Raw genomic sequence first — 5707 nt, forward strand, 5'->3', positions numbered from 1 at the left:
TCCGCCGGGGCGATCGCCGCGAGTCGTCCGAGCGCGGCGCCGGCCCGGACGACCAGTGTGGCACTCGGGTTCGCCCGGCCGCCGACGGACGCCCGGGCGACGTCGTCGATGGTCGCCTGCTCGAGCTCGATCCGCGAGGAGGTCACGGCCTCGGTCCGGACGAGCAGGGAGGACAGCCCCGCGAGTGCGTGTCCGTGCTCGGCGTCGAGGACCCGGAGCGCGTGTGCGGCGTGCGCGAGCAGCTGCTCGGTGCCGACGTCCGGGGTCCACCCGGCAGCGGCGATCCGCGGTGGGACCGAGGCGGTGACGGCGGTGACGAGGCGGTCGGCCCTCGGCCCGCGCTGGCCGCTGCGCCAGGGCCGGAGGACCGTCGTGTGCACGGGCCACGGTGGACGGTGGGCGGGTGACTCGGCGTGGTCCACGGTTCCTCCAGGGGTCGGCGCACGAGGACGGTACGGCGCCCGCGTCACTCGTCGCCAGGAATCCAGATGTCGTATGCGTGGAGCGCCGGCTCGCTAGCGTGGAGCCATGACCAACTCCTTCGCCATCACCGGTGCCCACGTCGTCCCCGTCACCTCCCCGGAGTTCGACGGCGGGACGGTCGTCGTCGAGGACGGCAGGATCACCGCGATCGGACCGGACGTGACGCCGCCGCCGGGGATCCCGGTCGTGGACGCGGCCGGAGCGTGGCTCGTCCCCGGGTTCGTCGAGGCGCACGGGCACGTCGGCATCCACGAGGAGGCCAACGGCGAGGCCGGCAACGACACGAACGAGATGACCGGCCCGAACATGGCCGGCGTGCGCGCGATCGACGCCGTCGACATCCAGGACGAGGGCTTCCGCGACGCGCTCGCCGGCGGCGTCACGAGCATCGTCGTGAAGCCCGGGTCCGGCAACCCGATCGGCGGCCAGACGGTCGCGATCAAGACCTGGGGCGGCCGGACGATCGACGAGCAGCTCATCTCCGACTCGGTGAGCGTCAAGAGCGCCCTCGGCGAGAACCCCAAGCGCGTGTACGGCGGCAAGGGCCAGACGCCGTCGACGCGGCTCGGCGTCGCCAAGATCATCCGCGACGCCTTCGTCGAGGCCCAGAACTACCGCGCAGCCCGCGACGCGGCCGAGGCGAAGGGCGACCCGTTCGCGCGCGACCTCACGAAGGAGACGCTCGTGCGTGTCCTCGACGGCGAGCTCGCCTGGGACCAGCACACCCACCGCCACGACGACATCGCGACCGCGATCCGGCTCGCCGAGGAGTTCGGGTACCGCCTCGTCGTNGACCACGGCACCGAGGCGCACAAGATCGCCGACGTGCTCGCCGAGAAGGCGATCCCGGTGATCTACGGCCCGCTCTTCACGAGCCGCTCGAAGGTGGAGCTCCGCGACCGCGGCATCCCGAACCTCGCCACGATCGCCGCGGCGGGCGTCCGGGTCGCCATCACGACGGACGCGCCGGTGGTGCCGATCAACATGCTCGTCAACCAGGCCACGGCGCCGTCAAGGAGGGGCTGCCGTGGCAGACCGCGCTCGAGGCGCTCACGACCAACCCCGCCGACATCCTCGGGTTTCGGCGACCGCGTCGGTCGTCTCGAACCGGGTACGACGCCGACCTGGTCCTCTGGGACGGCGACCCGCTCGCGGCGACCAGCCGCGCGACGCGCGTCTGGATCGAGGGCGCCCAGGTCTTCGAGTGGGTCGACGGTCAGGGCGTCACCAGCGACCGCTGGTGACCGCCTGACGGACGGGCGCGTCCGGCTCGGCGGCATCGCGGAGCGATGCGCCGGGCGCGCCGACCGAGCCTGCGAGGGAGGACGTGGCGACGCCGCCACGGGCCTCCCGTCCGTCGTCCGGTCGGGTCGCGCGGTCCCCGCGCGGACCCAGCGGAACGGTCAGGCCTCGCGCGACAGCAGGAACTCGTTGATCCGCTCGGTCAGGGGCAGGTCCATCGCCCGAGTGACCCCGTTGACGGACCGGAGGGGAGCCGCCTGCCGGACGCTCGACACGAGCCAGAGGGCGTCCGCGGACTCGAGGTCGGCGAGCGTCACGAGCTCGTAGGAGGTGTCCATCCCGGCGTCCTCGGCGAACCGGAAGACGTCGGCCTGCGTGGTGCCGGCGAGGATGCCGATGTCGGTCCGGGGCGTCACGAGCCGGCCACCGACGGACATGACCAGGTTCGCCCGGGTGCCCTCGAGCACGTAGCCGTCCGTCGACACGAAGAGCGCGTCGTCGGCCCCGCGACGGCCGGCTTCGCGCAGCGCCGCCATGTTCACCGCGTACGACAGGGTCTTCGCGCCCTGCAGCAGCCACGGCGACGTCCGCTCGACGTCGTGCCGGTACCCGCGGTCGAGCGTGACGACGGAGATGCCCTCGGTCCGTGCGGGGGTCTGGTCCCCGGAGGGTGCCGCGTACGCCCAGCCCGTCGGCCGGTCCGACCCCTCGACCCCGCGCGTGTAGACGGTCTTCACGAAGCCCTCGCGGACCGGGTCGAGCTCGGCGCACACCGCCTCGATCGTGCGACGCCAAGCCCCGGCGTCCGGCACGGGCAGGTCGAGCATGCGGGCGGACCGCTCGAACCGCGCGAGGTGCGGCTCGAGCGCCTGCGGCCGACCGTCCACCACGGTGATGGTCTCGAACACGCCGTCGCCACGGATGACCCCGAGGTCCTGGACCTGCACGTGCTCCTCGAGCGGTGCGGCGAACCAGAACGCGTCGGCGTCCGGGTCGTGCGGCGCAGCGTCGCGGGAGGGCTGGTTGAGGATCGCGAGGACGGTTTCGGTCATGTCCCCATCCAACCGCAGCGCGGCTGGCGCCTCCACCGGGCCGTCAGCCGGCGTCGGGGAGCGCCCCGATGAGCTTCCAGACGGCGGCGGTGAGTTCCGGGTGCTGCATGGCGATGCGCCGGAGCCGGTGGTACTCCTCACCCATCGAGGTGCCCTGGCCGGACGCCGGGTGCATCGACCACTGCGCGCTCCGTGCACCGATCGCGGCGTCGAGCTCGAGGGAGTCGGCGCGGAGGATGAGCACGACCTGCTCGTCGACGGTCGGCAGCGTCGGCATGAAGTCCCACGGGTCCTCGCCCTGGCGGCTCCGGTGCTCGACGAGCATCGAGATCTCCTCGGCGGCCTCGGCACGCAGCACTTCGAGGCTGCGCCCCGTCCTGCGGGACTCAGCCATGATGCCCCCACAGCACGCCTGCCATGGAACGAGCGTACGCCACACTGGAGGGGTGACCGAACGCGCGGACCGCACGATCCAGCACCCGGCGGTGGTCGTCGTCTACTTCCTGCGGGACGGCGCCGACGGACCCGAGGTGCTCCTCGGCGAGAAGCGGCGGGGCCTCGGGACCGGCCGGCTGGTGGGACCCGGCGGCAAGCGCGAACCCGGCGAGGCCGCGGTCGACACCGCGGTCCGCGAGGTGGCCGAGGAGGTCGGCCTGCGGCTCGACCCGGCCGACCTGGAGGCACGTGGCACGCTCGACTACCGGTTCCCGTTCCGGCCGTCCTGGTCACAGGTCTCGGACGTGTTCGTCTGCCGCCGCTGGCAGGGGAGCCCGACGGGCAGCGACGAGCTCGAACCCCGCTGGATCCCGGTCGACGCCGTGCCCTACGGCGCGATGTGGGACGACGCCAAGTACTGGCTGCCCGGCGTGCTCGACGGCGGCCGGGTCCGCGCACGGTTCACGTTCGCGGAGGACAACGCCACGGTCGCCGGGTTCACCGGGTCCGACGGCTGAGCGCTCCGCGCGGGGTCAGCGGGCCTGCTGCGTCCGGGTGCTGCCCGTCCGCGCCTCCTCGGCGGCGGCCATGACGTCCGCGTCACCGCTCCGCCCGCCGAGCGGGCGGACGAAGAAGTCCACGATGCCGACCCCGATCGCGCCGATCATCGCGAACATCGCCCAACCGACGAAGAGCCCGGCGGTGTTCCGTCCGTCGGCGGGGGCGAGGAACACGCTCAGCGCGTAGAACACGACCGCCAGCGCCAGGAACACGACGACGACGGTGACGAGGACGCGGTGCCAGGCGATGCGCGGGGTCATGGCCCCAAGGATACGCCCGGCGTCACGGACGACCGCCCCCCGCTCCGACCGGCGTCAGCGGTCCGCGTGCCGACCGTGCGGACGGTCCTCGACCGTGCCGCCGGGCCGTGCGCCCGAGCGCGCCGGCGCGTCGGACCGGACCGGCGCGCGCGACGCGTCCACCCACGGGACCGGACGTGTGCGCGGTCCGGCGGTCGTGCCTCCCGGCCGGCCCGCAGGGCCTCCGCGCTCGCCGGAGCGGACCACCGGGATGCGGCCCGTCGGCGTGCTGTCGGTCTCGAGGCCGTCCCGACCTCCCATGAAGACGTCGCCGTTCGCGCGGTCGTCCTCCCACTCGTCGTCGCGCAGGACCGTCAGCGTGCCGGTCTCGGTCGAGGTGAGGCCGTGGCGCTCGAGCTCCTGGTCGCGCTGCTTGCCGAGGAACTCGCGGTTCGCGTTCTGGGCGTCCTGGAACATCGTCGTCCGACCGGTCACGATCGCGCGGATGCGGCGGTGCTCCCACCACATCTTGCCGACGTACATGAGCACCAGCCCGGCCCCCGCGTAGCAGGCCATCGTGACGAGCCCGCGGGTGAGGCCCGGCCCGACGCCGTAGATCTGGTGCTTGATCATGTCGACCATGCTCGAGCCGACGACCACGTTGTTCAGCCAGGCGAACGGCTCGGGCATGAACCACTTCGGGTAGGCGCCGCCGGAGGACGGCATCGACAGGAAGACGAAGCAGATCATGGCCGGGGCGGCGATGAACCGGCCGGCGAAGTAGCTCAGGCCGTTCACCGCCAGGCCGATCGCGACGATCCATCCCCAGGCGATGAGGACGAGCGGGACGAAGTGCCCGTGGATCGCGCCGACGACCGGGCCGGCGAGCGTGTTCGTGATGAGCGAGATGACGAGGCCGCCGATCACGATCACCGCCATCCGGGTGCGGTGCCGCAGCGGGCCGCCCATGATGCCGATGAACATCGCGACCATGTAGCCGCCGATGCACCAGGCGAGCATGACGTACATCGACACGGTGCCGTACTCGTCGTACGTGGGGAGCGGGGCGAGCTCGGTGATCCTCGGCGCCGCCGTTCCGCCGGCCTCGAGCACGGCGGACAGCGTCGCGGGGACGAGCGAGGCGACCTGGAACTGGTGCGCGCTGGCCTTGAAGAACTCGTTGGCGGACGGGTCGTAGGCGACGGCCATGCTGCCCGCGAGCACGTCCCGCTTCGCGCTCGCGAGGGAGTCGTACACGTGGAACACGTACTCGCCGGGCAGGGCCTTGCCCACTGCGGCGACGAGTGTCGGGTCGCTGCCGACCAGGGCCACCGGGACGTCGTGCGGGTGCGGCGCGTGGAACGCGAAGACGTAGCAGAGGCAGAAGCCCACGATGAAGAACAGCGGCATCCAGAGCTGGAGGCCGATGAGCTGGAGCGACGGGTGCAGCGTGCCGTACCAGCGACGGTACGCACTGATCCGCTGCGGCTCGGGCACCGGGGCCTGGCGGACCCGACGGTGGCCGGCGACGGACGACCCCCGCCGCGGGTGCGTGCCGCGGGTCGAGGGGCGGGTGGTCCGCTTCGGGGGGAGGTCGTTCCGCGGGGTGCTCACTCGGCCAGGTGCTCCTGTTCTCGATCCGGAGCGTCAGGATACGCCCGGGGTGCTCGGAGCGACCGGGACGGGTCAGCTGCG

The 5707-nt window shown here is 72.9% G+C and carries 6 protein-coding genes and 1 pseudogene; 2 read left to right on the forward strand and 5 right to left on the reverse strand.

The features are described from left to right. Nucleotides 1-380 (reverse strand): Fic/DOC family N-terminal domain-containing protein (locus tag I59_RS00090; protein ID WP_031272257.1); only part of this gene is annotated, 380 nt, incomplete at its 3' end. A 148-nt stretch (nt 381-528) separates the two neighbouring features. Between I59_RS00090 and I59_RS21145 the strand changes: the two are divergent. Then, nucleotides 529-1727, forward strand: a pseudogene (locus tag I59_RS21145) (amidohydrolase). 159 nt (nt 1728-1886) lie between these two features. On the opposite strand, the gene I59_RS00100 reads toward I59_RS21145, so the two are convergent. Next, the gene (locus I59_RS00100; protein WP_022902122.1) at nt 1887-2777 is read right to left on the reverse strand and encodes an aminodeoxychorismate lyase; all 891 of its coding nucleotides are present in this window, start codon (nt 2775-2777) and stop codon (nt 1887-1889) included. 43 nt (nt 2778-2820) lie between these two features. Beyond that, complete coding sequence (locus I59_RS00105) at nt 2821-3171, reverse strand: hypothetical protein (RefSeq protein ID WP_022902123.1); 351 nt, start codon at nt 3169-3171, stop codon at nt 2821-2823. Nucleotides 3172-3223: 52 nt separating this feature from the next. Here I59_RS00105 and I59_RS00110 point away from each other — a divergent pair, with 52 nt between their 5' ends. Then, nucleotides 3224-3730: an 8-oxo-dGTP diphosphatase gene (locus I59_RS00110; protein WP_022902124.1), complete on the forward strand. Its 507-nt coding sequence runs from the start codon at nt 3224-3226 to the stop codon at nt 3728-3730. A 15-nt stretch (nt 3731-3745) separates the two neighbouring features. Here I59_RS00110 and I59_RS00115 read toward each other — a convergent pair whose 3' ends face one another. Beyond that, nucleotides 3746-4033 (reverse strand): hypothetical protein, encoded by a 288-nt coding sequence (locus tag I59_RS00115; protein ID WP_022902125.1) that lies wholly within the window; start codon nt 4031-4033, stop codon nt 3746-3748. A 54-nt stretch (nt 4034-4087) separates the two neighbouring features. Then, entirely contained in the window at nt 4088-5626 is a 1539-nt protein-coding gene (locus I59_RS00120) for an ABC transporter permease (RefSeq protein ID WP_022902126.1), read from the reverse strand. Nucleotides 5627-5707 lie beyond the last annotated feature (81 nt).

The organism is Curtobacterium sp. B8, from assembly GCF_000333315.1.
Classification (GTDB): Bacteria; Actinomycetota; Actinomycetes; order Actinomycetales; family Microbacteriaceae; genus Curtobacterium; species Curtobacterium luteum.